We start from the raw sequence: 25,068 nt of genomic DNA on the forward strand, positions 1-25,068 counted from the left end.
GCAATTAAGAGCGCACATCGCAGCGGGGTATCCGTTGCCCGAGCTTGCGAAATTGCAGGTGCCAGCCGGAGCACCTTTTACCGCCGTATTGGAAATCCTGGTAAAAGAGTGCTCGCGGCTAAGGCTCCTGGCGATCGCATCAAAGTGCTCCAAAAACGCCACGAAGGACGATATGGCGTCAGAAGGATGACGGCAGCCCTTCGCATGGATGGCCATGAACGAAAACCCGGACACAACCAAGTCGCACGCGCCATGAAGGAACTTGGATGCCAGGCCGTGATTCGAAGGAAGAGCACATACAGAGTCAGCCTCACAAAGGGGCGGCTGACCGACGGGACTGTTCTCGAGAACACGCTGAATCGCAAATTTACTCAACAGGAGCCGGGCAAGGTGTTTGTGACGGATGTGACCTATATTCCAACTAAAACTGGCTGGCTCTATCTTTCGCTCGTTATGGATCTTTGCACTCGCGAAATCGTCGTCTGTGAAATGAGCCCCTGCCAAAATATGGCGCTTGCGATGCAGACGCTCCACTCGCTTAAGGCGGTGGCCAGCGGACCGGCTGTGCTGCACAGCGACCAAGGAGTGCTGTTCACCAGCCCGATGTTCAGGAAACAAGCTCGGGATTACGGCTTTAAGCAGAGCTATTCACGCAAAGGGAACTGTTGGGACAACGCCGTCATGGAGGGCTGGAACGGAACGCTGAAGACGGAGTGGCTGTACCACCCGGACAAGCGCTTTGACAAAAATCTGTTGACTTTTAACCAGGCCCGGCGGGAAATTGAAGCCTATTGCGCCTATTACAATGAGAAACGCATTCAAGCGAAATTAAGTTACCGCTCCCCCTGACAATTCAGGGAAGCGGTAACAGGTAAAACCACTCCGAAGCTCAATTAATTCTGTCTCACAAAGTGGGGACAGTTCAGTCTCTACGGCTTTTTCCCATTTCCGCTCACAGGATGCGACTGGTGTCCAGATCCATGGCAACCGTTGCGTACCGATGCCCCTTATGGGCAGCAAATTCGTCAATAGCCAGACGCTTCCCCCGTTGAAATCGGTATTTTGGAACAGATATTTGAGGAGAACCCTGTCGCAGGCCTTGACGGTTTCCCCGCCAAGGCGGCAGTGGGCAGGTACCTCGCTGATGGATACGCAGAGTCGCAGAAGGGACTGAATGTTGGCGACCATCAGATTCGTTTTTCTGGCGCGGGGACTGACCCAGAACAGAGATTCCATCTTGTGACGGCCGCAGTTGCAGTGCACCCGACGTGCTTCAAAATGAACGCATACCGGTTCCGTGCCAGCAACGGCGCTTCTCTGACAATCCGTCCAGCGCTTTCGTGAATAGAAGAACACCGTTTCCCACATTCAGGGCAGGCAGCGTCGCTCACAGGCTTCAGGTCAATGTGGATGTTTGCGTCTTCATTGCTTTTCAAATTCTTAATAGAAAACCGGGGTAGCGGAGTTGGGACATAAAATCAAGTTTTGGCGACAAGATTGAGTTTGCTAAAACATTCACGACGGTAGCGTCGCTGCATTAACAGTTGTGGCGGCATTAATGATCTTAACGGCGTTCACCGCCTTTCGTCTTTTCTTCAGCCTCGAATCCCCACCTTATCCAGAAAATCTTTTATGGGCTTGTTGCGGCCCGCTTATGAAGGCGAGTGTGGCACCATTGAAGCAGATCTTCCCGTTATTCCGTGAAGAACCAGCGGACCATATTCAACACGATGACAGACCGGTCTTTCCTCGAACCGGCGATCGGGCTGCCGGCTGCAAAGAGGTCGTGTCTCTTTTGCGGACAAGCTCTTTCGCCGGTCGACAGGCGCGTTTACATCGACACGGATAAGGCCCCGCCGCATTGATCCCGCAGGGACCAGCCTGAGGCTGATGTGATGGCCGATGGGCCGCAGCGCTTTCTGCGCAAAGGCGCGGCGCTCCTTTGAAGTCCTGGTTTTTCTTGAGTGCCGCCCGGCCGATGAGCCGGTCGCAGACCATATAAGCCTGCGTGCAAAACCAGGAGGAGCTTTCACCTTCCAGGGAACAAGGGAAGACACCCCCTGACGTCCGGGCCTGACAGGTCGCCGGCCAAGGCTTCCAAAGCATCCAAGCGGGGACGACGAACAGCCCCTTGTCCAAATGCCAGTTTCAGATAAGACGGAAACCGGGAACTTTCAATATCCAGGCCAGCCTCTTCACTTGCTGGCATGCCTCTTTGAGTGCCGTCGGAAGTGAAAATCCCCAGCCATAAGGCAGGTCAGTATGCCCGGAGGCCTGGCGGGCGAATCAGAGCGAGGCTCCGAACATCAGCCCCGCGCCTCCTCTCATGCCCGGCACGTCGGGCCAAGGCTGACGACCGCAGGCGACCCAGGGATCGCGCATATAAAACTTCCAGTCGCAGTTCGTATCAGTAAAAAGGCAGAAGTTCTTTACGCGCCGCGCCTTCATCGCTTTCATGGCAGCGTTGAGAAGGCGTCTTGAAAGCCCGCAGCCGCGGTAATCCGGCGAAACCCAGAGAAAATAAAGTTCAGCCGCAAAGACCCGCCCGTTTTCACGGGTCTGGCGCCGCAGATGCTCGTTGATGCGGGAGATGTGGTCGTAAAGTGCAATCGTCTCGGGACCGCCCTTTTGAGCGGCAATTTCCTTTTCCAGCGCCGCGCGGCGCTCCGGCAGGTGCGCATCCCCGCCTATGACGGGGCGATCTCCGAAGACTCCTCCCACGGCAAGTCCGGCCGTACCGCCCGTGGGCGCGATCAGCAGCCGCCCGAATGTGACGCTTTGCATCATCTTGGCGCAGTACCAGTCCGCAACCTTGGCTCCAAGCCCGGGAGCTCCAAGCGTCTCCCATCCCCACTGCGCATGAAACGCATCAACAATGCGGCCGTAGTCCGATGAGCGAAGAGCAATTTCAGTGAGCGCGCCGACGGCGGCTGTCTGCTTCATAAGGCTTTTCTCATTTCGAAATTAAATTTTTGATTTTCGCATATGACAACAGTGATGTCCAATCGGCACCGGAGCACAGGCAAAAGCAACACTAGCAGAAAGCACAATCCATATGAGAGAAAGTTCTCTAGCACCCTCAGCCGGATTCTGACAACAGAACGGTTGGCCGGACAGACTCAGGGAATCGAGAAACCGCAGAAAGACTCAGGATTTGAAGAGACTGTTCCTGAACGAACGCCGGAAGGGAAGATCTATGAACAACCAGATCCTGAGAAAATCAAACCTGTTGCCCACAGCTACGCAGAATCCCGCACCTTTTCGGAGACCGGTCCCAGGGAGGCCGCGGCAGGAAAGACTCCGTTTTCTGTACGCGAGGACAGAGAAAGAGAACTCCAAGCGTTGCAACACGTAATCCAAAACTCAGGGACTTATAGACTACGAAGAAAAGGCTGTGTCAAGGATCGAAATACAAAAAAGCTCAGAAAAACAAAACCTTAAGCGCAAAGTCCCCAATCTTCAGATTCAGTGGAGCGGGTGAAGGGAGTCGAACCCTCGTCTCCAGCTTGGAAGGCTGGGGTAATAGCCGTTATACGACACCCGCAAATCGAGAAGTGAAAGTTAGCACGTTGCAGCAAAAATTGCAAAAGCGTAGACCGCCGCAGCTTTCCCCTCGATTGCCCGCCCCTCTCTTTCTGCGGGCCGCTCTCAGGTGAAGCGTTTTTTCCGCCTCCTTCTGAGGTATTACCAGAGGCTCACGCTTTGAAATGGGGTAAGCTTTTCAGCAGATTCAAGAACAACACTTCACCGGAAGAACCGACCGAAATGCACTACATCATCACAAAGAGCAGCCGAGTCGATTCCCGCTTCGCCCCCCGAATGTGACCGCCGCTCTCCCAGGCGCGGGCAGCGGAGCCCGCGGGACGCCGGACGTCGGGGAAGGCTCGCCCCCCTGAAGCGAACCGCCCGTGCCAAAAACGCGCGGGAAACAGTTAAAATTATTGTCTTTCGTCACGCTTTTCCCCAAAAGCTCGTTCCAGGCGAGCCCCCTGAGCCGCCGCCCGGGCCCGAAAGCGGCATCCAGACGAACATTATTTTTATAAGAGAACCTCAACCATGCAGAAACGCACCCTTTTCAAAGCGATCGGCGCTGCCGCCGCCTCCCTCGTCCTTGCCGCGGGCCTCACCGGCTGCGGCGACAAGAAAGCCGACTCCGGCGACAAGATCGTGAAGGTCGGCGTCGTGGGCGACTACAACGCCCAGTGGGACACCGTGAACAAGCTGCTCGCGAAGGACCACATCAAGGTCGAGCTCGTGAAGTACTCCGACTACGCGACCCCGAACCGCGCCTTGAACGACAAGGAAATCGACCTCAACGCCTTCCAGCACAAGGCGTTCCTCGCGAACGACGTGAAGCAGCACGGCTACAAGATCGAAGCGATCGGCGACACGCTGATCGCCCCGCTCGCCGTCTTCAACAACAAGAAGAAGATCCAGTCGATTAAGGACATTAAGGACGGCGACACGATTGCCATCCCGAGCGACCTCACCAACGGCGGCCGCGCCCTGAAGGTGCTTGAGGCAGCCGGCCTCATCACGGTCGACCCCGCCAAGGGCTACGTCGCGAACAAGACCGACATCACGAAGTACAACGTGAAGATCAAGATCATGGAGGCTGAGTCCGGAGCGCTTGCGAACCTGCTGCCCGACGTGACCGCGGCCCTCATCAACGGCGGCAACGCCTTCACCGCGCACCTTGATCCCACGAAGGACTCGATTTTCGTCGAGAACGTGGATCCGAAGGTAAACCCCGTGGCCGCCAAGCTCGTGAACGTCATCGTCGCGCGCTCGGCCGACAAGGATAACCCGACCTACAAGAAGGTGGTTGACGCCTACCACACGGCCGACGTCGCGAAGACCATCAAGGACACCTATCACGGGGCCTTCATCCCCGCCTGGGAAGGCGCTGAGAAGTAAACTGATCCCGCTGTCCCGCACGGCCCCGAAAGGGGCCGTTGCTTTTGTTTTCATTGCTTTAGGGGGAGAGAAACACATGCCGGACATCACGGCGCTTCACGAGGCGATCCTTGAGCGGATCGCCGGGCGCTATCCCGAGTACCGCCAGGCGGCCATTGACATCCACGGGCACCCGGAGACAAGCAACCACGAGTACTTCGCCTGCGGCAGGCTATCCGATCTTCTCAAGTCCGAGGGATTTGACGTGAAGGTGGGAGTCGCCGGTCATCCGACGGGCTTCACCGCCGAGTACAAAAGCGCGCGGCCCGGCCCCGTGATCGTGTTTCTCGCCGAATACGACGCTCTTGCGGGTCTCGGTCACGGCTGCGGTCACAACCTCTTCGGGGCGACCTCGTCGCTCGCGGCGGCGGGGCTGAAGGCCGTCGTCGATCAGACCGGCGGGACGATCCGCGTCTACGGCACTCCGGGCGAGGAAGGCGGAGAAAACGGCAGCGCTAAGGGCAGCTTCGTGCGCGAGGGCTTTTTCAAGGATGTGGACGCGGCGCTCTGCGTCCACCCGGGCGCGACCGGCCACCGGCTCTCGGCCGCGAACATCGCCTGCGCCCCGGTCTCGATCGAATTTTTCGGGCGGGCCGCCCACGCGGCGAGCATGCCCGAGCGCGGGATCAACGCGCTTGACGCCCTGATCCTCACCTACAACGGCATCAACGCGCTCCGCCAGCACGTCACCTCCGATGTGCGCATCCACGGCATCATCACCGACGGGGGCAAGGCTCCCAACATGGTGCCTGACTACGCGCGCGGGTACTTCTACCTGCGCGCCGCAACCGCCCCGAAGCTCGAGGCGCTCTACGGAAAGGTGGAGAAAATCGTCGAGGGCGCGGCCCTCATGACGGGCGCGAGAGGCGAGATGAAGCCCACGCAGAACCGGGTCGAAAACCTCGTCCCGACGCCCTCCTTCGACGCCGTCTACCGGAAGCACCTCCTCGAGGCGGGCGAGACCTGCCCGGAAGAAGAGGCTCCCCGGGCTCAGGACTCCTCCGACGTCGGCAACGTGAGCCAGGTGGTCCCGACGATCCAGCCCTGGATCAAGATCAGCTGCGAAAAGCTCGTTCCGCATACCGAGGGCTTCAAGAAGGCGGCCTGCAGCGAGTCGGGCCTCGCCTCGATCCGGCTCGGCGCCCGGCTTCTCGCCTTCACCGCGCTCGACCTCATCCTCGACCCCGGGCTTCTCGCTCGCATCAAGGCCGACCACGCCCGGCGCGTGGCCGAACAGTAAGGGCCCTGCATGATCGAACTCACACACATCAAAAAGACCTACGACACCGGCCGCGCCCGCGTGACCGCCGTGGACGACGTCTCGCTTTCCGTTGAGAAGGGCGACATCTACGGCATCATCGGCTTTTCAGGAGCCGGAAAATCAACCCTCGTGCGCTGCATCAACCTGCTCGAGCGGCCCGACTCGGGCCGCGTTCGCGTCGACGGCGTGGAACTCACAGAGCTGTCGGTGCCGCAACTGCGCGAAGCGCGCCGCCGCATCGGCATGATCTTCCAGAACTTCAGCCTGATGCCCTCGCGCACGGTCGCGGGCAACATCGCGATGGCGCTCCGGCACTCGGCGCTCACGCCGGAGAAGAAAAAGGAGAAGATTGCGTCGCTCCTTGAGCTCGTGGGCCTGGGCGAACGCGCCGAGTCCTATCCCTCGCAGCTCTCCGGCGGTCAAAAGCAGCGCGTCGCCATCGCCCGCGCCCTCGCGAACGACCCGAAGGTGCTGCTCTGCGACGAAGCGACCAGCGCGCTCGACCCCCAGACCACCCGCTCGATCCTGAAGCTTCTCCGGTCACTCAACGAAAAGCTCGGAATCACGATGGTCGTGATCACCCACCAGATGTCGGTGGTGAAGTCGCTCTGCCGACACGCCGCCGTGATGGAGCACGGCCGCATCGTTGAGCGCGGCACCGCAGTCGACCTTTTCTCGCACCCGCAGCAGCCGATCACAAAGAGCTTCATCGACACGGCCTGCAACGTTGACAGCCTGCGCGACTACCTCGAGGACCAGACCGAGCGCAAGGCGGTGACGGGGGGAGCCCCCGTCTATCTGCTCACCTACGCGGGCTCGGAGACGAGCGAGCCCCTTATGGCAAACCTCTACCGACTCTTCGGCGTCTCGGCGAACATCCTCTTCGGCAACGTCGACTTCGTGGCCGGCACCCCGATCGGGCGGCTGGGCGTCACGCTCTCCGGAGAAAAAGAGGCGGTCTCCCGGGCGCTCGCCTACATCAAGGACCGCCGCGTAACGGTGGAGGAGCTCTGACATGGTTGACTTTCTTTTCCGCATCGCTCCGAACCTCGAGCGGCTCTGGCCGGAGCTGCTCACCTGCCTCGAGCAGACCTTCATCATGCTCGCGGTGGCGGGCACGATCGCCTGGTTCCTGGGCGTTGCGACCGGGGTCGTCCTCGTGACGACCCGCCGCGGCGGCATCCTCGAAAACCGCGGGATCTTCACCTTCACGGACCGCGCGATCGACATCATCCGCTCGATTCCCTTCATCATCCTCATCGTGCTGCTGATCCCGCTCTCGCGCCTGATCGTCGGTACGGGTTCGGGCGTCACGGGGTCCTTCGTCGCGCTCGTGTTCGGCACGGTGCCTTTTTTCGCGCGCCAGATCGAGCAGGTGCTCTCGGAGGTCGACGGGGGGCTCGTGGAGGCAAGCGAGGCGATGGGCCTCACGCCCCTTGAGATCATCACCGGGGTGTACCTGAAGGAGAGCATCCCGGGCATTACCCGCGTCACCATGATCACGTTCGTAAGCCTCGTGGGAATCACCGCGATCGCGGGCGCGATCGGCGCGGGGGGACTTGGCGACTTCGCGATCCGCTACGGCTACCAAATGGGCTACCGCGACATGATCTGGATCACGGTGTTCGTGATCCTCGCGATCATCAGCATCTTCCAGTTTTTCGGGAACCTCATTATCCGCCGCACCAAGCACTAAGGAGGGAAGGAACCCCGTTTCCGGGGTCCTCCCTTCTCCAAAAGTCCGCCTCCTTCGTTTCCTTTTTGTCTCAGGCTTTTCGCCTAAATCCCGGACCCTTTTCCCCGGCGCACTTGCTTATGATTGTCCCCGGGAGTGATTTTCATTTTCCTCACCGGCGGGCCGCAGGCCCCCGGGAAGCCATATTCAGGGAGAACGTATTTTGTCGACAACATCCATCAACAGCGCCCCGGCCTCCGGAGGCCTCCGGCGCCGCTTCGGGCTTCGGGAGGCGATCACGATCACAGCAGGCTCCGTGATCGGCGTGGGACTTTTCACCACGGGTTCCAACGTCGTGGGAACCCTCGGCCCCGCGGTGATCCTCGCCACGCTGCTCGCACTCGTAGTGAGCATCTACCCCGCGCTGCTTTACGGCGAAATGGGTGCGGCGCTGCCCTACGCCGGGGGCACCTACCAATTCGCCTCCTTAGGCCTCGGACGCGGAGCCGGGGTGCTCGCGGGCTGGAACTTCATCATTTCCCTTGTCGCGGTGACCGGGGGCGAGGCACTCGCCTTCAGCTATTACTTCCGCACGATCTTCCTCGCCTTCGGGGTGGAGCTGCCGATCTCCGACGTCGTCCTCGCCTCGATTGTGACGCTCGGCTTCATCGCCGCGAACCTCTTCGGGGTCGAGCTCACCGGACGGCTGCAGAACGCCTTCATGTTCTTCTTCTGGGGAGTGGCCGCCATCTGGTTTCTCACCATGATCCCGAACGTGCACCTGCCCTACTTCGTGCAGGCCCCGGCGTTCCTGCCCAAGACCGACGCGCTCGGGTTCTTCTCCGCCACCTGCATGATCTGGTGGTGCTTCGCGGGCTTTGAGGCGTGCGTCGCGATGGGCGAGGAGATCCGCTTCCCCCGCATCAACATCCCCCGCGCAATGTTTCTCGCCCCGTTCGTGGTTTTCGCCGTGAACGCGCTTTTCCAGTGGTACCTCATCGGAATCACGCCAGCCGAGCATCTTACGGCGCTCTCCACGGCCGAGGCGCCGTTTGCCGAGGCCATGGTCTCGGCCGGAATCCTCGGCTTCCCGCTCGCGCTACTCGCAGCGGGAATCGCCTTCGGTGGCGATTTCTCGACCCTGAACGCCTCCATTTCAACACCCCCGCGCTACCTCTTCTCGATGGCGCGCGACGGCTCGATGCCGAAAATCTTCGCGAAGACCAACCGTTTCCAGTGCCCGTACGTGGCGGTGGCGACGCTGGGCGTACTCACGGTCGCGCTCATCGCCACCAACTCCCTTATGTACATCGCCTCGCTCTCGCTTTTCGCCGACCTCTTCTACTATGTGATCGGAATCGTCGCAGCCTGGGCCCTGCGGCGCCGCCACCCGGAGCTCGAGCGCCCCTACAGGGCTCCCTTAATCGCAGTCGGCGCGCCGGTGAGCGCCCTCATCTATCTCGCCATGATGACGCAGCTCGACCGCGAGGCCTTTGTGACCGGGATCGTCTGGTGCGTGATCGGAATCGCGATCTATCTCGTCTGCAGCCGCAGGTACGGCCGCGGAGGCGAGTTCTCGCTCGACCTCAAGGCCTCCGGGGCGGCCGACCAGCCTGATCCGAAGGAGCGCGCCGCAATGGACCGCGAATACCGGATCTGGGTCGCGGTCGTAGCGGCGGCCTGCGTCCTCGCCCTGGCGCTCTTTATCCTCCCCTACGTCGCCGCCTGATCCCAAAGGAAGAGCGCACGCCCCGGTGAAACGCACCAAAAGAGGGCTCAAGCCCTTTTTTGAAGCGCCCGGGGCGCTGTCCGGAAAGACTGTGATCCTGTTCCTTTCCCTTCAGGCCTGGATTGTCCTCATCTCCGGGATCGGCTTTTATCTCAGCACGTTTCTCTTCCTGCTGTTTCTCATTTGGTTCCTGAACGGCATGAAGTCACGCCCGCCGCGCCGATTGCCGCGGCCGCCTGCCCTGCCGCGATTTTTTTCCTGCTTGAAAAAGAGCTCAATGTCATTGAGCCCGCCGTGGCGCTTTTCTTCTGAACCGCGGCGCGGATGATGTCCCGGGCAAAGAAGAGCACGTAAAGCGACGCGCACACCAGCCAGTCGATCAGGGCGGTACCCAGCACGTGGGTGAAGAAGTGCTCGCCGCGGATCACCTGCACGACGCTGCAGAAAAGGCCGACCCCCAGTGCGAGCGCGACCCCCCTTTTCGCATAAAGGGCGCTCCGGTCCCGGAAGGCGAAATAAAGCGCGAAAAGACACCAGCCTGTTCCCGCGAACCCTGAGGGCCAGCAGTGGCCCGGGCGCGCAGACCAGGAAAAGGTGGGAGAGGCGATCGGCTCCTCGCCCCCGAACACGTCGACCCGCACCGGGCAGTAGACCCCGGTCGTCGTCTTCAGGAACTTCACGAGCATCACGCAGGCGAGCATGGCGGCCAGCAGGTAGAAGAGATGCTTCAGGTCGAGGAAGCCCCCGCCGGACGCCTTTCGGGCGCGCAGGGTGCGCAGGACGATCACCAGGGCAAGGACGGCCGTGCCGATCGGCACCACCCGGGCCACCCGGTGCAGAAAGAGCATGAAGGGCGCCCGGTTAAGGGAGAAGCCGTCAGAAAAATAAAAGGGGCTGCTCAGCGCGATGTCCAGCGCGTGGGGAGTCGCAAAAACTATCCAGGCGAGAACCGCCCCCGGCAGCAGAAACCAGACGGCCCACTGCAGCGGGGAAATCGGCCTGAGCCTCATCGTTGAATACATAAAGCTCTTCGATAAGAGAACAGTTTCACGCTGAGCATTGAACTCCTGAGACTGTCAAGAGCACGTCAAAAGAGCGTCAAGCAGGCGCCCTTTCCTGCGGACTCAGCTCTCCTTCGAGGCCCTTCGTGACGCGGGGGATCCTTTCGCAGTAAGCTTCCTTTTCATCCCCTCAAAAACACCCGCCCTGCCGGGGTTCGAAGCTCTCCTTCCCTGAAACTCTATGAATAAGAAATATCTTGGGCTTTTAGCCATCTCGCACTTTTTCACCGACCTCAACCTGGGGTCGCTGCCCGCCGTGCTGCCTTTTTTCATCGCGGCCTACGGATTCGACTACAAGTCGGTTGCGGGCTTCATGTTCGCCTCGTCATGCCTGTCGACCATCGTGCAGCCCATCTTCGGGTGGCTTGCTGACCGGGGGCCTAGGAACTGGTTCATGGGACTGGGGCTCATACTCTGCGGCGTCACTTTCGCACTCGCGGGCTTTCTCACAAACTACTGGGCGATTTTCACCGCGATCCTCATTTCCGGCGTGGGCAGCGCCATCTTCCACCCGGAGGCCGCAAAACTCGTGAACGCCATTTCGGGCGGAAAACGCGGCACCGGGATCAGCATCTTCTCGGTGGGCGGCAACGGCGGCTTCGGGCTCGGCCCTCTCATTGCGGTCGCCCTGCTCACAGCCTTTGGGCTTAAGGGCCTTGCGTTTTACGGCGTGGTTTCGGTTCTTTTTGGCGTGCCGCTACTGCTTTTCGGCGGCCGCATCCGGGCGTCCGCCCCCGCTCCTTTAAAGTCCTCCTCCGGAAAAGCGCCTTCCGCGGCCGCCGAAGATCGGGAAAACGACTGGAAGTCTTTTGGGAAGCTATCAGCCTTCATCGTCCTGCGCTCGGTCTGCTACACCGGGATCATGAGCTTCCTGCCGCTTTACTGCATCTACGGACTCGGGACCTCTAACTCAGCCGCGAGCGCGACGCTCACCGTGATCGCCCTTTCGGGCATCGTCTGCACGTTCCTCGGCGGCCCGCTGGCCGACCGGTTCGGCTGCGTCAAAATGGTCCGGCTGGGGAGCCTCCTGCTCGTGCCCGCAATCGCGCTTGCGGTCCTGCCGCACAGCCTCGCCTGGGTCTACGCGATGCTGATCCCGATCAGCCTCGCCTTCAACATCACTTATTCGCCTTTCGTCGTGCTCGGGCAGTCTTATCTCGCGAAAAGCGTGGGCTTTGCCTCCGGGATCACGCTCGGCATCTCGTTCAGCGCGGGCGGCATTCTTGCCCCGGCCCTCGGCTGGTTCGGGGACAAGTGGGGCATTTCCTCCACGATGGCGCTGGTTGTGCTGCTGTCGGTCTTTGCGGCCGTGATCACGCGGTTCCTGCCTCCGCCGCACAGCCGAAACCGCGCCTGAAGCGCGCGGCACCCCCCAGGGGGGATTGCACCCGGCTCATCTTTCGACGAAGCCTCGGTGGAGCGCACAAAGGTGATGCAGGGCTACAGGGAAAACGGCTATTTCGTCGAGAGGAAGACCGTGCCGGAGCTCAACGGGAAGCTCGGGCTGCCTGCCTCCGAACTTCAAAAGACGCTTGAAGCCTGGGAATCGGTCTACGGCTCGAGAAGGATCCCGAATGCGGCCGCAAAGTCTTGATCTTCTCGCGGCTGGACAAGACGCCTTTTTACGGTCAGAAGTCAGCCCCGCGGGCCAAACCACCTTCGGGGGCGTCATGCGCGACCTGAAGTGCCGCGCGCTTTCGCGCGGCGGGCGGCCGATCCCAGGGCTCTATGCGGCAGGCGAAACGGCAAGCCAGTACGGGCAGGGCCTCACGATCGCGATCGTACTCGGGCGGCTCTCGGGCCAGAACGCCGCTGCCGAAGCCCTGGAAAAGTAAAAGAAGAAGGGAGGCCCGTCCTTCCGGGCGGGGCTCTTTCAGAAAGCCGGGGCCGGAGCAGCCACTTCAAGCGCCCAAGCCGCGGTGGAAGCTTCGTCCTTCTCGTCCGGGTGCTTCGCGGCCTCCTTGATCGACCGCAGCGTCGCAGGAGAGAGGGGGTAAAGCGCACGAAGCGACGCGACCACTTCCGGGGCGATTCTCCCCTGCCAGAGCTGCAGGGACACCACGGCAAGATGCGGGCACTCCCGCGCGAGCGCTTCGCGAACTGTCTTTTCGTATTTCTTCGCCCTCGGTCCCGCAGGGTCTCCACCCATGGTCCCGAAAAGCGCGGCGCGAGCGGTACGGCCAGCCTTTGCGGCCGCGGCGTCAAGCCGCCTGAGGAAAGCGAGTGACTCTGCGTCCATCGCGCCCTTGTCGATCCAAAAACCGAAGAAGGTGAGCGCTCCGGGCTCGGGCGGAGCGTCTGACGCGCGCCGTGGCCCGGGGAGAGACAGAGAAGAGGACACGACGCGGGCGAGCTTTTCCGTGTTGCCGCTGCGACTGGAAAAAACGACGCAGAGCGCGCCGGTGTCTATAGATGAATGCAAGGCTTATCTCTCCAGGGTTTTAAGCGACACGCCGGACTTCCAGCGCTCAGCCCCGACCCGGGCCTTCCCCGTCACACTTTCGATCTCCACCTTCCAGACCTGGGTGAACGGCAGTCCCTTTTTAAGATAGGACTCGTTTAGCTCCGGGGGATTATGGGGCGCGTGTCGAGCGATGATCGCTCTCATCGCCCGCAGTCTTTCGTCCTCTTCGGTGACAAGGCTCGCCTTCCCCGCCACGATCGCGCTCGCGTAGTCCACGCCGAAGAGGTCTTCGATGATAGTCGACTTGCCGATGAAGCACAGGCTCACCGCCGGGTTCATGAGGAGGTTTTCCCGGCGGCGGCTCTCGGGCCTTGCGGTGGCATGAAAGTAAATCACCTCGTCCACGAGAACCGGCGTCACCGGCACTCCGTAGGGAACGCCCGCCTTGTCGCAGGTGGAGAGCACGCAGTGGTCAGACGCGCGAACGATTTCAAGCGCCTGACTGCGCGTGAGGGCACGGTTTTTCCGGCTGATGGGCCGGCCCCGGGTCGTATCTTGCGGAAGGGTCATTTTCTGTTTCCTTGCGCCATGGACAGACCATGGGCAGATGAGGAAAGAGGAGAGAAGCAAGCGCACGGGTCCTCTTTCCGAACCTCCGTGCATAGAGGAGAAAGCGCGGCGCCCAAACCGCAGAACCTCAGCTCGGGCGCCGATGCAAAGCCGCCGCGGCCTCATTGAAGCCGCGTCGCAGAGGGGATCATGAACGGTGCTTCAGCAGCCCCTTCTTCTCCTTTTCTTTCATGATAAACCCCATGAAGGCGAGCATCGTCATCGCGCCCAACCTCGGCGTGATGCCCGTGGGATCGTACTGCGGGGCCACCTCCACGAGGTCGAACCCCACGACGTTACCCTTTTTCGCGATGCCCTCGAGCACGTCGGTTTCAAAAACGTAGTTGAGGCCGCCGGGCGAAGGGGAGCCCACTCCGGGGGCGGTGTTCATGTCATAGCCGTCGATGTCGATCGTGACGAAGTAGTTTTTCGCCTGCGGGATCTTTTTGATCACCTCGGCGTCTCCCATTTCGAGCGCCTGACGCGCGGGGATCACGACTGAGCCGAAGTCATACGCAGCCTGGAAGTCCTCGCGCGTGTTGCTGCCCAGTCCCCGCATGCCGATCTGGCACATCTTCTTGAAGTGGGGTAGCTGCGAGATGAGCCTCATAGGGCTACCGTTTGTGTAAGTGCGCTGCCCGAAATCCAGGTGCGCGTCAAACTGAACGATGCAGAGGTCCTCGAATTGATCAAAAGCCCGGGCCTCGGGATAGGTCACCGAGTGGTCGCCGCCCATCATGACGGGAAGCGCCCCCTTGGAGAGGTTTTTCCTTACGGTCTCTGTGATGTTGTCGAAGGTTTCATGGAAATCCATCGGATGGATGTCCACGTCTCCCCCGTCGACCACCCTCACAGGCGCGGCCAGATACTGCTCCTGCCGCTCCGGGTCCCAGAAACCCTCATCGCCGCGGCCGTAGTGGCAGGAGACTTCGCGGATCCTCCTCGGCCCGAATTTGGAACCTGTAAGGTAAGGCGTGCTCTGGTCGTAGGGAATGCCCATCACGCAGACGTCCGCGTCGAGCTCGTCGAGGTTCGTGCAGATGGGGTACTTGGCAAAGCTCGCGATTCCCGTGATGGGAAGGTTGTGGATTTTCTTCGGCATGAGAAGCCCTCTCCTCTCAAATTAAAACATTCAAACCGCATTCGCTTTTTAAACGAGAGAAGGGCTTGTCCGCAAAATGATTAATTCATTTAAATGATCTTCTTAAACGCCGCTTATTCATGGGCGTGCAGTCTCCGGAAAAACCGTGGCGGGACAGACAGGCAAGGTCCCAAATTAAACAGAATTAAAGCTAATGGATAAGTTTTCCATAGGTTCCTCGCGGCCGCCGGCGGCCCAACGCCACAATGAAGTAGCGGGCAGATCCGACGCCCGGTTTCTGTTTTATGAAGAGGATAATTCGCAATGGCACAGGCGATTGAACGCGGCCGGCTCAAGGAGCCGCCGGCCCCGGAAGTGATGGATACATGATCAAGCCCACCCTCACCGACGAGGAAGTGGAGCGCTCCTACCAGAGCTACATCGACATCAACAAGGCCCACGTCCTCATGCTCGCGCGCCAGGGCATCATCGGCGCCCCCGCCGCGGCGAAGATCCTGGAGGTCGCGCGGAACCTGGAGGTCGCGCGGAAGATGGCGGCGATGGGCGACAAGCCCGACTTCGAGATCACCCCGGCGCTCGAGGAGATGTACTTCAACCTTGAGAACTACCTGATCGGTCGGGTCGGCATGGAGGTGGGAGGCCAGCAGCATACGGCCCGTTCGCGCAATGACCTGCACGCCACCGTCGACCGCATGGTGACCCGCAAGGCCTACCTCGACCCCTGCACCCTCATTAACAAGTTCCGCAGGACGCTCATCGCTCTCGCCCGGCAAAACGAAGACGCCGTGATGTCGGGCTACACCCATCTGCAGCCCTCCGAACCGATGACCTTTGGGCACTACCTCTCGGCCGTGTCGCTCGCCCTCGCCCGCGACTACTCGAGGCTCTCGCGCGCTTGGGATTCGATCAACCTCAATCCGCTGGGCGGCGGCTCGATGGGCGCACCACCTGGAACATCGACAGAAGGTACACGACGGAGCTGCTCGGATTCGACGACATTGTGCGGAACTCGATCGACTGCGTCTGCTCGAGGGATTACCTCATGGAGGTGATGGGAGCGCTTTCCATCATGGCGAACACCATCGCCCGCATGACCACTGACATGCGGGTTTGGTCGACACCCGACTTCGGTTACGTCGAGGTCTCCGACAGCTGCGCGGTCTGCTCCTCGATCATGCCGCAGAAGAAGACCCCCTGGACGTTCGAGACGACAGCCGGGCTGTGCGCACGCGTGAAGAGCGACTTCGACGCTGTGTGGATGACTTACAAGGGCGTGCCCTATGCCTTCACCATGGAGTCGATGGACGTGATCGCCGACTTCTGGCCCTGCGTGAAGGACATGACCGCAATCCTGAAGCTGATGGACGTCACGATGGCGGGCGTCATCGACCACCGCGACCGGGCCCGCAGCACTACGGCGGCTAACTTCTGCACGGTGACGGAGCTCGCCAACACGCTGGTCGGGCTTGTCTCCCAGCAGGAGGGCTGGACGATTATCCCGCCCACGAACCTCTGGTGCGGCCGCCAGTTCCTGAAGGGCGTGCACTCGGGACCGCTGCCCGGCAGCCGCCGAGTGACGAGAACCATGTGGGCGGTCTCCGGCAGACTGCTGCCGGAGAGGCTCGAGGTGGTCGCCGAAGCGGCCACAGCCGCTTTCAGGGAACGGATGATGCGCGAGCTCGAGGGCGTCTCCCCGATCCTCAAAAAGAGCTGCAGGCTGCTGCGCAGGAAGAGCCCCAATCAAAGCAATCTTCTTTAAATCTGTTTAAACATTTTTTTACCATTGTTTTGATTTTTAGAAACGGTAAAAGTCGGCATCTGAACCCGAAGGACCGGCGGCTACCCGCCATTGCCTGACTTCTTCACCCCACATTATCTCAATATTATTTAAAATTATTTCGATAGTGATTCATGATTGAAACAGTGTTTTTAAGCATTCCACCTCTCTTTTGGCGCCTCCACGCAGGCAGGCCCCCGGCGCGGCGCCAGTTTTCCGAGACCTCCCTCTCATGGTCTCTAAGCTTTTCTATCGTTAAAACAATGTGTTTAATGCTTTTTAAATTTTATAAACGTCTTCAGCAATTAATAAACATTGAATTAAACTTTCCTAAAGTTTATTCTATCTAGAGGCTCATCACTGTTGTTTTAAAATTAATAAACATTGTTTAAATTTCGAAAAAATCAAAAAAGGCTGTTTTAATAAATTTAATATAGCTCTAGATAAGGTACACAGCCCCGGGGACACGCCCCGGAGCCGGAATTTCTTTTTTAAGCGTCATCAGGCCCAGCTTTTGAGCTTGGCCGCCTCCCGGCCCGCAATCCGCCCGAAAATGATCGCATCCGCGTTCGCGCAGGCCCCCTGGTAGGTGAGCCCCCAGATCGACGAGGCCTCGCCCGCCACAAAGAGCCTTGGGATCGGCTTTCCATAAGGATCCAGACACTCGGAGCGGATGGAGTGGCGGGGGCCGCCCATCGTGTGGTAAAGCACGGGAACCAGCTTCATCGCGTAGTAGGGCCCTTTCTCAGATAAAGGCGCGGACCAAGCCCTGACGTCACGGCCGGCGAAAATGGTCTTCATTTTCGGGTCTGCCGTGAGAGTGCGGCCGAATTCTGTATCGACGCCTTTTTCCTTCAGGTCCCGGTTCCAGCGCTCGACCTGCCCGACCAGCACCTTCGGATCATGCATGCCCAGCTTCTTCGCGAGCTCTTCGAGCGTGTCAGCCTTCACGATGACGCCCGAGGCGATCTCACGGCTGTTGTCACGGCTCCAGACATAGCCCTCGCGGTTGATGGCGTAGCCCGAAGCGCCGGCAGTCGCGATCGGACCGGCCTTGATGTAGGTCTCGTCCATCACCATGAAGCAGGGAATGCGCGGGTAGCGGTGGTTGATCGCGTCAAAGCCGTTCACCGCCATCCAGGAGCAGTGGTAGTCGAGCTTCTTCTCGTTGACAAACCGCCTTCCGTCCTGGTCGACCCAGATGAAGGCGGGCTGCCGTGTGACGAGCGCGATGCCCGCCTTCACCCCCGGCACGTTCACACCGAGCGGAGCGGAGACCGCGTTCATGTGCCAGAGGCCCGCCCCCACTGACTGAGCCATCAAAAGCCCGTCGCCCGTGTGGCCGGGGCTGCCGAGAAACGACATGGGATTCCCGTAAACGTATTTCTTCATCAGATCCGGATTGCACTGGAAGCCGCCGGAGGCAATGAGAACCGCCTTGTTTGCTCGAATTCGGAGCGTCTTTTCCTTTTGCTCCGCTTCGACGCCCACCACTTCTCCCTTCCGAACGATGAGCCGCCTTGCAGGCGTATTGAGCAGCACCGGGACGCCCCGCTTCTCAACAGCGCGCGCGAGCACCCCGAAGAGCCGGTCTCCTCCCTTCTTGCCCGGGACGTTTCGCAACGACATCTTGTTCACGCTCCCCGCACCCGGAAGCTGCTGGTAGCCGGCATGCCCGTAGACCGCGATCTTCGCTTCCGGCGCTAGCCGGGCGAAATACGCCGGAAGCTCAGCGGACTCCTCGCAAAAGACCCTCAGGATCTGCTCATCCCATTCCGAGCGCGACAGCTCGTAGAGCGTCTTTAGATATGTGAAATACTCCTTCTTGTCGGTGGGAACGACAAAGCCGCCGGCTGAAACCGACACGTTTCCCCCGCCCTGCCCCATCTTTTCAAGAATCAGAACGGAAGCACCCGCATCGGGCAGCCTCGATCGCCGCGTTGCAGCCCGCATTGCCGTAGCCGATCACGACGAGGTCCGCCGACCGATCCCAGTGCAGGTCGGCTTCGCTGTCAATCGCCAGGGCAGGGGCCGCGGCCGCTGCGGCAGCGCCCGCCGCTGCGCCCTTGAGGAAGCCTCTTCTTGTTATCTGCATAGCCATCAGCAGTCTCCTTTTTTAGATCCGGGGAGAAATCTTCCGTTGTGGAAGCCTGCGCCCGGCGGCTTCCAGACTACCGCTCCCAGCATGGTTGCTCAAGAAATATTTTTTCGTGGCTCAAAGCTCAGCCTTTTCCTGCTCCGGCTCCGCCGCCGCTTTCTGCCCGCTTTGTTTCTCATTTGTTTAAACATTTAATCAACATTCATACACGAATAATTCAATTTTTAAAATATTTATTTAAATTCAAAAAATATTTTTAAAATGTCGGTCCATTTTGACGCTCTTTAGACGCAGCCTTGTCGGGTTCTTGACCGCCTCCGCCGGATACTGCTACCGGTGATCAACCCAAGCTGGAGCGAGCAATGACGGACGCAGCAAACGTGAAAAGCGGCAGGTATATTTCAGGCGGAGCGGAGAATCCTCCGCCCCTCTCCCTCTTTTCGTGCCTGGTCGTGCCGCTCGCGCTTCTGACGATTCTCGTCATCAACCCGCCCCACGCCCTCGACCTGTCAATCTCGCATCTTTTTTTCACGGAGGGCTGGGGATGGCATCGAAGCGATTCCTTTGTCTTCTGGACCCACACAGCGACCAAGTTCATTACTTTCTCCGTCGCCCTTGCCATGATGGCAAGCCTCGCCCTCCGCTGGAGAAAGAACCGCTCCCTGCCCAGAGATCTCACGACGCTGCGTGAAATCTATGTGCTCACGGCCATGGCGTGCGGCGCAGTTCTGGTCTGGTGGCTGAAGCGGACGACGGGCGTCGCCTGCCCCTGGGATTTGGGCGAGTTCGGGGGAACTTTTTCCCTCACAAACCCCTCTTTTTCTCTTTTCCCGCAGATTGGGAACTGCTGGCCCGCGGGGCACGCGGGAACGGGATTTGTTTTCTTCGCCTTTTACTTCGCCTTGAGAGGCATAAGCCGGCCGCTTGTACGGGCTGCTTTCTGGTTCGCCCTCCTCTTTGGATCTTTCTGCGGCTTTACGAGAGTCATGCAGGGAGCGCATTTCGTCTCCCACGTGATCGCAACCGGTCTGATCGACTGGCTCGTCTGCGCGGGAGTCTACAGCGCATTCCTCGCCTGGGGCCGCCGGAAGGCCTTTTCTTCGATGGGCCCGTACAAGCAGCCCTGGCAGTGGCGAGCCTTCCCGCAACGCACGCTTATTTTGTTCTGCGCGATCTGGTGGGCCGCGGTCTACTCCCTGCCCTATCTTCTGAACTCCATCGGACTGAACAGCACAGGTTTTCAATGGAGCGCCTCTGCCCTCCTCGCCCTGACGTGCCTCTTCGGAGCGCTTTTCTCGGCCTGCGCCGCTTTCCTGGTCGGAATCGTGCAGCTGCCGACGAGAATCTGCGGCTCGATGCTTGTGGTCCTCGCAGCCCTGAGCGCCCTCTTTCTTACCTCGGCGGTCGTTCCCGCGGGCCCCTTCCATTGGCTGCAGGCTCCGCTCTTTTTCCTGGCCTCGCTTCTTCCCGTGCTCCTGGCCGTCTGTCACTCGACGGTTGGCATACGGTCCTGGCGCCTGCAGCCCTACTGATCCTCGGGGAACCTTGAAAGCGTAGCCTCTGCCCGCCTCTTTCGGGTAAAGGCTTTCAGCTTTGAGAACATTTCAAACAATCGTTTAAATTGGTTATAATTGTTTATTAACATTTTATAAAACTTGTATTAATTGCCTTTCATTCCGGGCAGAGCTTTAGTTTTTTTCTAGATGAATCTCCAAACTCGGATGTAACTTTGGAAGCTTCAAGACCTCCCGACGCCCGGATGCAGAGCCTAAGGTCTTTCGAGACGTTATGGTCCAATAAGCAGAAAACCCTCTGTGTAGCATTGCAGCCGGCTTGCTTCCGATCCCGCCGGACGTGTCACCCTGCGGGCCAGCCTGGGCGGTAAAGTTGCATCAGGCTCCTTCCGCCTTATCGGAGCTTTTTCAGCGGGGCTGGCTGGACACCGCGGATCCCTGCTGCCCCACTTTTCCTCAGGCCTTTTTCTGGATCTCCTTGCAGGCCTCATTTCTCCTATGGCTCCTGAGGAAGCTCCTCTCTTTCTTCCCGGTGCTTTGTCAAACTTTGGTTTAATTGATTAATATTGTTTTTTAATATTTATTAGCATGTTATTCATTATTTTTCAGAATTTTTAATACATTTTCAAAATATACGTTTTTCTTTTCTTTGTTTACGTTATCGCCGGCAAGGGGGATCTCTGCTTTACGGAACCGGAAGAACAGCGCCCCTTTTCTGGGCCTTACTTTTTTCCGTCTCCAAGACTTCTCTGGGAAAGTTGCAGAAACAGGCCTCCGCCTGCCATGTTTTAAAGAATCAATAAAATTATAGAGCGATGTTTTTACACAATTAAAATAGTGTAAAAAAACGACTCTGCCTTTCGTTATTCTGCATCTGCCAGAAGTGCTGGCCGTTGAACTTCTAGCATTAAAAAACTTTATTTAATGTTGAAAAAATCAGATTTGAATTATTTTCAAATATTTTGAAAATTTAGATAAAGGGTTTCAGAGCGACAGTGAAATGGCGGTCTGCGGCCGGAACCGCCAGAAATTTAACAAAGGAAAAAGGGAAAGGTGAAGGGGAACGTTGAGACGCGAAGAGCTCCGGTGTGTGCCTTTCGTCCGGTCTTCAGCGCCGCTTCCCCCGGGAGAGGAGGTGAAAGGGCGGCTTGAGGATGGCGCTGTCCGGAGCAGCACGGATCTCTGCGCGGAAAAAAAGACCGCCCGGAGGCGCCCGGTGTTTTGCTCGGGCAAGCCTTCAGCGAACCATGAGGCCGTTGTTCAGAGCCTGGGAAATCGCCGCGTTGATGAAACCGTTTCGAGTCATTCCGTAGTCGCTTGCCACCTTATCAACTTCCTGCAGTTTTTCCTTAGGCAGGTAGATTGTGAGCTGCTGGCGCTTGTTGATGAGGCGCGGCCGCCCGGGCTTTCTCTGCACGAACTCTCTTTCCTTCGCCGAGAGGGAGCCGTCTGCGGCTTCTTCTTTTTCCGCAGGGGCAGAGCTGTTTTCATCCATATCCGGATCAAAGAAGGTATTAGGCATGTTGGCACTCGAAAATTTTTAGAAACAGTACTAAACAGCTGAAATGTATTTATTCAGCAGTTTTAACACATTGTATTACATCCATCACAACGGAATGGTTTTTTCAACCAGATACCGGATTTCGTTGCAGGCCTTGATATCGCGCGGCCGAAGCTCGAAGACCGATTTCCCGGAACCCAGAGCGATGCCGTAGGCCTTGCGGTTCACTATTCTCGCATCGACGAACTTAAATTCAGGCACCTGCTCGATGATTTTCTGAGCGTTGATGTTGTCGGCCGAGCCGAGCTTCGCGTCAGCCCGGGACAGGAAGCTGTAGGCCTTGAATTTGCCTCCGATTTTTCTGGCATCGGCGACGATTCTGCCCAGCTTCTTTTTGAAAGACCAGATGTCGGTGCTTCCGGGAGGGCAGGGGACCAGAAGAATATCTGTGCGAAGAAGCGTCGCCCTCAGGGCTTCTGTGTCGCGGCCCCCCGCGTCGACTATGACGTAGTCGTACTGTTTTTTCAGTTCTTCAAGATTCCAGCTGAGCTCCTTCGCTTCCGTGATCAGCTTGAAGGGCACGGCGGGCTTCACCCCCAGCATCTTGCGGACCTTCAGGGCCATCGAGGCCGACTCCTGTTCATCGGTGTCGACGAGGAAAACCGTTTTGGCTTTCTGCGTGAGCAGGTAAGTCGCTATGGAAACGGCGATGTTGGTTTTTCCAACACCGCCCTTGATGTTGGCTACAGCGATGATCACTTTGCGTCCTCTTCACGGAGTTGGGAAAAAGCGGAGAAATCAACCTCTTTTTCCGCTAGAGAATATTACACAGCAGAGGATGAAGCCACAAATTATAAATTTTAAACAAGGTATTTTATTGCTGTTAAACAATTGTATCTACATTGTATACATATTCAATATTGGATTGAGTTTTCTTTTTGGGAAAACGCGGTGCAGGCAGAGCAGAAACCGGCACCAGCCTTTGGCAGGCAGATTAAATGTGTTTTAAGTTTGTTCCAAGCTTGTATTCGGTGTGTTTAACAATTAAATAAATTTAATTTCACAGTTTATTTAGTGTTGAAAAAAGGCTTGGAGAGAACCGGCTGCCTGGAAGCTCTCGGAGCGTGTGGGCTATAACGTTTTCCGTACTTCAGGAGACATCATGAAATAACGTTTCCCGTACCCGGCGGCTCTCTTGAAGCGGTGCTTTAGGTATAACGTTTGCCGTGCCTGCGGTGTACGCCTGAGCGCTTTTGAAAATAATTTTTTAAGATCAATGGGATGCAGATCTGTGTCTGAAGCTTTCGGTGAAATAAGATATAACGGATGCCGTATTGTTCGCAGCATCGTCTTTCCTTCCGTAGCTATAGCGTTTTCCGTACCCTTGCGGGCTTTCCTTTTTTCTTTAGCTATAACGTTTGCCGTACCCTTTAGGGACTTCTGAAATTGAGTGGCGGGCCGTCTGCAGGAGATATAACGTCTTCCGTACCCGATGGGCAGGTAGAAGGAGAGCCGCTATAACGTCTTCCGTACCGGTTGTGACGGCCGTTTTGTCTTCGGTTTCTTTTTTTTTCCTGTGTTTAAATCCGAATCCGCGGGGAAGAGGGCTGGGCGGTTGGTTTGATGTCTTTTAAAAACACGGGATGCAGGACGCAGAAAGGGGGGAAAAACTTTCTGTTTTTGCGTTCCAGAGCGGGCTGGAGTCTTTTAGTTCTTTCTATAACGTCTGCCGTGTATGGCTGAAGAAGGGAAAGAACAAGCCCGGACAGGTGCCGAATTTTCGATGTTAATCTGTTTTTTTATTTTTAAACAACGATATGCGTGTTGAAGCTCATTTTTTGATATAACGTTTTCCGTACTGATGGTAAAAAAAATGGCTGTTCGGTATAACGTCTGCCGTGCCTGTTTTTTGTGAGGAAGCTCTGTTTTCTGAGCTTGTTATCCACAGCTTCTGTACTTTCTTTTTTAGTATTTTTAAATCTTTTCTTTTCTTTTATATATAGAGGCCTCTTTTTTATAACGGAGACCGTACCGTTGATATAACCTTTGCCGTGTATTGTTATAACGTATGCCGTACCGTTCGAATTACGTCTGCCGTGCCTGGGTATAACAAAGTATTTTGTTGTTATGGCTCAAGGCCTGTGGATAAATCCTGCAGCCTTTTCAATGCGGGCGTACGATTTCTCCATTCTGTGCAGAGGCGGGTTTTTCGATGGCCAATCATTCAAAAGACGGCAAAATGGTGCGGTACCTGAATCCGCTCAATTTTGCTTCCTACAAGCTGGATTTGTTCGAGCTTCGCGTGGTTATGGCCGCTATCGCCTCGGTGAAGCCCGATGAGGAAATCAGGCCGAGCGAAACCTATTATGTTTCAGCCGAGGACGTGATGATGCTCGGAACCCGCAAGCAGGAGGTGTATGCAGCGCTTTCCAAGGCTTCGCAGACGCTCTTCCACAGCTCGGCCACGATTTCCATGAGTGCGCTCGACGCCTTTCCGTCGCTGCGAAGCGGCTTCAGGACTCAGTATGAGGCCTATAAAAAGCACCCGGACAAGAAAAACTACGTGCAGTTCCACTTCCTCGCAGCCCTGTCTTACGGGGATGGAAAAATCGGGTTTAACTTCACCGAGCAGTTCATTCCGTTCATCCAGCAGCTGAAGGAGCGGTTCACTGAGTTCGAGCTCGTGGATTTGAAAGGCCTCAAAAGCGTTTACGCGGTCCGCATCTACACGATGGCGCTCCAGTACCAGAACCATCCGAAGAGGACGTTCATCACGACGGTGGAGGAGTTGCGCAAGGCGCTCAACCTGGGAAGCGCCTACCGGCTCTTCGGCAATTTCAAGCAGCGGATTCTCGACGTCGCAGTGCGGCAGATCAACGCTTCACCCTATACAAAGTTCGGGCTTGAGCTCGAAATCGAGAAGGGCGAACACAATCGCGTGACGAGGCTGATCTTCCATCTCCAGCCCAAGCCCTATTCCGTGCTTCCCAGCGGTAAACCCGCGAAGTACGAGGAGGGCGCAGCGCAGGTGAAGGCCCAGACGGTGCTCACGGAAGCGCAGGCGACGCTTTCCATGCGGCAGATCCCCATGTACGCGGACTGGCTCGCGGGTCGGAACGCCAAAAAGGTCGAGGCGACCGGCTTCAATGCGCATGCTTTTTTCGAGTGGCTCAAAGCCCAGAACATGAATCCGAAGGGCTCTTCGTCGGAGGAGTTCGCGGGCTGGCTGCGAGCCGAGCTTGCTTCCCCTTCCTTCGTTCAGAAGATTTACAACCCATGGCTCAAGCAGCTGGGATTCCGGAGCCGCCGCCGCTCGGGATCCTGAAACGGCGGCTTAGGGTTAGTTCTAAACGGTCATTGTTATAGCCGGACTCCTGAACC

23 protein-coding genes and 1 tRNA gene are annotated in these 25,068 nt (G+C 57.9%); 14 read left to right on the forward strand and 10 right to left on the reverse strand.

The genetic code is table 11. The features are described 5' to 3' along the window. The first annotated feature begins 3 nt into the window (after positions 1 to 3). Entirely contained in the window at positions 4 to 849 is an 846-nt protein-coding gene (locus MAF45_RS04205) for an IS3 family transposase (protein ID WP_326520672.1), read from the forward strand. Between the two features lie 1,437 nt (positions 850 to 2,286). Here MAF45_RS04205 and MAF45_RS04210 read toward each other — a convergent pair. Beyond that, a complete protein-coding gene (locus tag MAF45_RS04210) occupies positions 2,287 to 2,943 on the reverse strand; it encodes a GNAT family N-acetyltransferase (protein WP_237978302.1) in 657 nt (218 codons plus the stop codon). 42 nt (positions 2,944 to 2,985) lie between these two features. Here MAF45_RS04210 and MAF45_RS04215 point away from each other — a divergent pair, with 42 nt between their 5' ends. Beyond that, a complete protein-coding gene (locus MAF45_RS04215) occupies positions 2,986 to 3,441 on the forward strand; it encodes a hypothetical protein (RefSeq protein WP_237978303.1) in 456 nt (151 codons plus the stop codon). A 28-nt stretch (positions 3,442 to 3,469) separates the two neighbouring features. Here MAF45_RS04215 and MAF45_RS04220 read toward each other — a convergent pair. Continuing rightward, a tRNA-Gly gene (locus MAF45_RS04220) sits at positions 3,470 to 3,544 on the reverse strand. Between the two features lie 512 nt (positions 3,545 to 4,056). On the opposite strand from MAF45_RS04220, the gene MAF45_RS04225 reads away from it, so the two are divergent. The 5 genes from MAF45_RS04225 to MAF45_RS04245 all read left to right on the forward strand — a co-directional run bounded on the left by MAF45_RS04225 (position 4,057) and on the right by MAF45_RS04245 (position 9,621). Further along, entirely contained in the window at positions 4,057 to 4,917 is an 861-nt protein-coding gene (locus tag MAF45_RS04225; RefSeq protein WP_237978304.1) for a MetQ/NlpA family ABC transporter substrate-binding protein, read from the forward strand. A 76-nt stretch (positions 4,918 to 4,993) separates the two neighbouring features. Further along, a complete protein-coding gene (locus MAF45_RS04230; protein WP_237978305.1) occupies positions 4,994 to 6,196 on the forward strand; it encodes a M20 family metallopeptidase in 1,203 nt (400 codons plus the stop codon). Positions 6,197 to 6,205: 9 nt separating this feature from the next. Then, positions 6,206 to 7,231, forward strand: a complete 1,026-nt coding sequence (locus tag MAF45_RS04235) for a methionine ABC transporter ATP-binding protein (RefSeq protein WP_237978306.1) — start codon at positions 6,206 to 6,208, stop codon at positions 7,229 to 7,231. 1 nt (position 7,232) lies between these two features. Continuing rightward, complete coding sequence (locus MAF45_RS04240) at positions 7,233 to 7,913, forward strand: methionine ABC transporter permease (RefSeq protein WP_237978307.1); 681 nt, start codon at positions 7,233 to 7,235, stop codon at positions 7,911 to 7,913. Positions 7,914 to 8,115: 202 nt separating this feature from the next. Further along, positions 8,116 to 9,621 carry an APC family permease gene (locus MAF45_RS04245; RefSeq protein WP_237978308.1) on the forward strand — a complete coding sequence of 502 codons (1,506 nt, stop codon included), beginning with the start codon at positions 8,116 to 8,118 and terminating at the stop codon, positions 9,619 to 9,621. 179 nt (positions 9,622 to 9,800) lie between these two features. Here the strand turns inward: MAF45_RS04245 and MAF45_RS04250 are convergent, their stop codons facing one another. Next, a complete protein-coding gene (locus tag MAF45_RS04250) occupies positions 9,801 to 10,643 on the reverse strand; it encodes a phosphatase PAP2 family protein (RefSeq protein ID WP_237978309.1) in 843 nt (280 codons plus the stop codon). Positions 10,644 to 10,863: 220 nt separating this feature from the next. On the opposite strand from MAF45_RS04250, the gene MAF45_RS04255 reads away from it, so the two are divergent. From MAF45_RS04255 to MAF45_RS04265, 3 genes are read left to right on the forward strand one after another with little or no spacing between them, the layout of a single operon-like run. After that, positions 10,864 to 12,039, forward strand: coding sequence for an MFS transporter (locus MAF45_RS04255; protein ID WP_237978310.1), 1,176 nt, complete (start codon positions 10,864 to 10,866; stop codon positions 12,037 to 12,039). A 57-nt stretch (positions 12,040 to 12,096) separates the two neighbouring features. Next, on the forward strand, positions 12,097 to 12,276 hold the full coding sequence (locus MAF45_RS04260) for a hypothetical protein (RefSeq protein WP_237978311.1): 180 nt from the start codon (positions 12,097 to 12,099) through the stop codon (positions 12,274 to 12,276). Next, positions 12,257 to 12,517, forward strand: a complete 261-nt coding sequence (locus MAF45_RS04265) for an FAD-binding protein (protein ID WP_237978312.1) — start codon at positions 12,257 to 12,259, stop codon at positions 12,515 to 12,517. Before MAF45_RS04260 ends, MAF45_RS04265 begins: the two co-directional genes overlap by 20 nt. Before the next feature lie 38 nt (positions 12,518 to 12,555). On the opposite strand, the gene MAF45_RS04270 is transcribed toward MAF45_RS04265, so the two are convergent. The 3 genes from MAF45_RS04270 to MAF45_RS04280 form a co-directional block, all read right to left on the reverse strand. After that, positions 12,556 to 13,104 carry a flavodoxin family protein gene (locus MAF45_RS04270; protein ID WP_237978313.1) on the reverse strand — a complete coding sequence of 183 codons (549 nt, stop codon included), beginning with the start codon at positions 13,102 to 13,104 and terminating at the stop codon, positions 12,556 to 12,558. Positions 13,105 to 13,107: 3 nt separating this feature from the next. Next, positions 13,108 to 13,656: a pyridoxamine 5'-phosphate oxidase family protein gene (locus tag MAF45_RS04275; RefSeq protein WP_237978314.1), complete on the reverse strand. Its 549-nt coding sequence runs from the start codon at positions 13,654 to 13,656 to the stop codon at positions 13,108 to 13,110. A gap of 187 nt (positions 13,657 to 13,843) precedes the next feature. Next, complete coding sequence (locus MAF45_RS04280) at positions 13,844 to 14,797, reverse strand: agmatinase (protein ID WP_237978315.1); 954 nt, start codon at positions 14,795 to 14,797, stop codon at positions 13,844 to 13,846. A 365-nt stretch (positions 14,798 to 15,162) separates the two neighbouring features. Here MAF45_RS04280 and MAF45_RS11260 point away from each other — a divergent pair, with 365 nt between their 5' ends. Continuing rightward, complete coding sequence (locus MAF45_RS11260) at positions 15,163 to 15,849, forward strand: lyase family protein (protein ID WP_283206994.1); 687 nt, start codon at positions 15,163 to 15,165, stop codon at positions 15,847 to 15,849. Next, positions 15,798 to 16,556 (forward strand): lyase family protein, encoded by a 759-nt coding sequence (locus MAF45_RS04285; RefSeq protein ID WP_326520673.1) that lies wholly within the window; start codon positions 15,798 to 15,800, stop codon positions 16,554 to 16,556. The genes MAF45_RS11260 and MAF45_RS04285 overlap by 52 nt, the downstream gene beginning before the upstream one ends. Positions 16,557 to 17,075: 519 nt before the next feature. On the opposite strand, the gene MAF45_RS04290 is transcribed toward MAF45_RS04285, so the two are convergent. Beyond that, on the reverse strand, positions 17,076 to 18,440 hold the full coding sequence (locus tag MAF45_RS04290; RefSeq protein ID WP_237978317.1) for an FAD-dependent oxidoreductase: 1,365 nt from the start codon (positions 18,438 to 18,440) through the stop codon (positions 17,076 to 17,078). 25 nt (positions 18,441 to 18,465) lie between these two features. Beyond that, a complete protein-coding gene (locus MAF45_RS04295) occupies positions 18,466 to 18,675 on the reverse strand; it encodes a twin-arginine translocation signal domain-containing protein (RefSeq protein WP_237978318.1) in 210 nt (69 codons plus the stop codon). A 359-nt stretch (positions 18,676 to 19,034) separates the two neighbouring features. On the opposite strand from MAF45_RS04295, the gene MAF45_RS04300 reads away from it, so the two are divergent. Continuing rightward, positions 19,035 to 20,204 carry a phosphatase PAP2 family protein gene (locus tag MAF45_RS04300; RefSeq protein WP_237978319.1) on the forward strand — a complete coding sequence of 390 codons (1,170 nt, stop codon included), beginning with the start codon at positions 19,035 to 19,037 and terminating at the stop codon, positions 20,202 to 20,204. Positions 20,205 to 21,423: 1,219 nt separating this feature from the next. On the opposite strand, the gene MAF45_RS04305 is transcribed toward MAF45_RS04300, so the two are convergent. Next, complete coding sequence (locus tag MAF45_RS04305) at positions 21,424 to 21,708, reverse strand: ribbon-helix-helix domain-containing protein (RefSeq protein WP_237978320.1); 285 nt, start codon at positions 21,706 to 21,708, stop codon at positions 21,424 to 21,426. 84 nt (positions 21,709 to 21,792) lie between these two features. Further along, positions 21,793 to 22,446 carry an AAA family ATPase gene (locus tag MAF45_RS04310; protein WP_237978321.1) on the reverse strand — a complete coding sequence of 218 codons (654 nt, stop codon included), beginning with the start codon at positions 22,444 to 22,446 and terminating at the stop codon, positions 21,793 to 21,795. A 1,453-nt stretch (positions 22,447 to 23,899) separates the two neighbouring features. Here MAF45_RS04310 and MAF45_RS04315 point away from each other — a divergent pair. Continuing rightward, on the forward strand, positions 23,900 to 25,012 hold the full coding sequence (locus MAF45_RS04315; RefSeq protein WP_237978322.1) for a replication initiation protein: 1,113 nt from the start codon (positions 23,900 to 23,902) through the stop codon (positions 25,010 to 25,012). Positions 25,013 to 25,068 lie beyond the last annotated feature (56 nt).

The sequence above is a fragment of the Mesosutterella porci genome, assembly GCF_022134585.1.
Taxonomy (GTDB): Bacteria; Pseudomonadota; Gammaproteobacteria; order Burkholderiales; family Burkholderiaceae_F; genus Mesosutterella; species Mesosutterella porci.

Coding starts and splice junctions, on each gene's coding strand:
- MAF45_RS04210 (WP_237978302.1), bottom strand. CDS start 2,943: ATGAAGCAGACAGCCGCCGTCGGCGCGCTCACTGAAATTGCTCTTCGC.
- MAF45_RS04215 (WP_237978303.1), top strand. CDS start 2,986: ATGACAACAGTGATGTCCAATCGGCACCGGAGCACAGGCAAAAGCAAC.
- MAF45_RS04225 (WP_237978304.1), top strand. CDS start 4,057: ATGCAGAAACGCACCCTTTTCAAAGCGATCGGCGCTGCCGCCGCCTCC.
- MAF45_RS04230 (WP_237978305.1), top strand. CDS start 4,994: ATGCCGGACATCACGGCGCTTCACGAGGCGATCCTTGAGCGGATCGCC.
- MAF45_RS04235 (WP_237978306.1), top strand. CDS start 6,206: ATGATCGAACTCACACACATCAAAAAGACCTACGACACCGGCCGCGCC.
- MAF45_RS04240 (WP_237978307.1), top strand. CDS start 7,233: ATGGTTGACTTTCTTTTCCGCATCGCTCCGAACCTCGAGCGGCTCTGG.
- MAF45_RS04250 (WP_237978309.1), bottom strand. CDS start 10,643: ATGTATTCAACGATGAGGCTCAGGCCGATTTCCCCGCTGCAGTGGGCC.
- MAF45_RS04255 (WP_237978310.1), top strand. CDS start 10,864: ATGAATAAGAAATATCTTGGGCTTTTAGCCATCTCGCACTTTTTCACC.
- MAF45_RS04265 (WP_237978312.1), top strand. CDS start 12,257: ATGCGGCCGCAAAGTCTTGATCTTCTCGCGGCTGGACAAGACGCCTTT.
- MAF45_RS04275 (WP_237978314.1), bottom strand. CDS start 13,656: ATGACCCTTCCGCAAGATACGACCCGGGGCCGGCCCATCAGCCGGAAA.
- MAF45_RS04280 (WP_237978315.1), bottom strand. CDS start 14,797: ATGCCGAAGAAAATCCACAACCTTCCCATCACGGGAATCGCGAGCTTT.
- MAF45_RS11260 (WP_283206994.1), top strand. CDS start 15,163: ATGATCAAGCCCACCCTCACCGACGAGGAAGTGGAGCGCTCCTACCAG.
- MAF45_RS04295 (WP_237978318.1), bottom strand. CDS start 18,675: ATGGCTATGCAGATAACAAGAAGAGGCTTCCTCAAGGGCGCAGCGGCG.
- MAF45_RS04300 (WP_237978319.1), top strand. CDS start 19,035: ATGACGGACGCAGCAAACGTGAAAAGCGGCAGGTATATTTCAGGCGGA.
- MAF45_RS04305 (WP_237978320.1), bottom strand. CDS start 21,708: ATGCCTAATACCTTCTTTGATCCGGATATGGATGAAAACAGCTCTGCC.
- MAF45_RS04315 (WP_237978322.1), top strand. CDS start 23,900: ATGGCCAATCATTCAAAAGACGGCAAAATGGTGCGGTACCTGAATCCG.